The sequence below is a fragment of the Candidatus Frankia alpina genome (genome assembly GCF_902806485.1).
Taxonomy (GTDB): domain Bacteria; phylum Actinomycetota; class Actinomycetes; order Frankiales; family Frankiaceae; genus Frankia; species Frankia alpina.
This window is the reverse complement of sequence record NZ_CADCWT010000478.1, coordinates 1-1,233: the sequence shown is the minus strand read 5'-3', so window position 1 is coordinate 1,233 and position 1,233 is coordinate 1. Positions and strand designations below refer to the sequence as shown.

Genomic DNA, 1,233 nt, shown 5'->3' with positions numbered 1-1,233 from the left:
TCCCTCCGCAGCGGCCCCCGTGCGGGTGTGGCGGGCGATGTCCAGCACGGCGGTGACGGTCCTCGACGGCCTGTCCCCGACGTGCGCCCCGTTCGCCGCCCGGTGGGACACCGAGGCCGACCGGCGCCGCGAGTTGCGGACCCCGGAGCATCGGGCGGCGTGGATCGCAGCCCGCCATCACCGGGCGGTGGCTGGGGTGGCGGTGGCGCAGGCACGCAGCCAGTGCAAGACGGCCCGGGAGGCCTCCGCCAACCCGCTGGCCGCCCGCCGCCGCGCCGCCCGCCTCGCCAGCAAGACCGCCAAGGGCCGCAGGAAGGCCGCCAGGGCCGACGTGAAGGCCGCCCGGGTGACCTACCCGGCGGCGCTCTATCAGCGGGCCCTGCAGGCGCATGCGGCTCATGCGGTGCCGGCGGGGGTGGTGGCGTGGTTGTCGTCGCAGGACTGGCCCGTGGAGATGTCCGCCGGCCTGGTGGGCCTGCACGCCGCCGGCCTGTGGCTGGGCCGCCGCCACGCTCCCGTCGCCCCGACCGTGGAGGGGGCGGTGTCCGCCGAGGAACGCCAACTCCTCGACCGGCTGCACCCCGAGTACTGGACGGCACACGCCGCCGACCGGGGCCTGGCCGGCACGCTCACCACCCCACCGGCCCTCGGCCCGGGCGGGATCCGCTGCGAGGTGCGCCTCGACGGCACCTGGACCGTCAAGGCCCTGGCCGCCAAGGCCGACAGCGTCCGCGCCCTGCTCGGCGCACGGACCGCGCTGCGGCTGCGGATCACGGGCGGTGCGCGGGGTGGCTGGGCGGTCCTCACCCTGGCCACCCGCCAGGCCACCGACGGTGTGTCCGCGGTCTGGACGCCGGCCCGGATCCCCGCCGACCCCCTCGCGATGTCGGTGGGGGTGGATACCGAGACCGGTGAGGAGGTGCTGGTGGCGTTCGACGAACGGATGCTGATCTCCGGGGCGTCGGGGTCGGGGAAGTCCTGGTCAATCCGGCCGCTGATGGCCACCGCTCACCTGCGCGGCGACCTGGTGTTCGTCGACGGCAAGGGTGAGGAGGCCACCCTCTGGGACGGCGTCTGCCGGGTAGCCGTCACCACCGACGAGATCAACGCGGTGATCGATGAGGTCCACGCGGAGATGACCCGCCGGGCCGCCGAGCTGAAGCGACGCCGGCTCAGCCGGTGGGACGGCCCCCAGCTCACCGTGCTCATCGACGAAGGCCAGGTGGTCCTCGC

1 protein-coding gene is annotated in these 1,233 nt (G+C 75.5%); it reads left to right on the top strand.

Annotated elements, in window-relative coordinates:
* Nucleotides 1-37 precede the first annotated feature (37 nt).
* Nucleotides 38-1,233 (top strand): hypothetical protein (locus G6R25_RS24045; protein ID WP_205447434.1); only part of this gene is annotated, 1,196 nt, incomplete at its 3' end.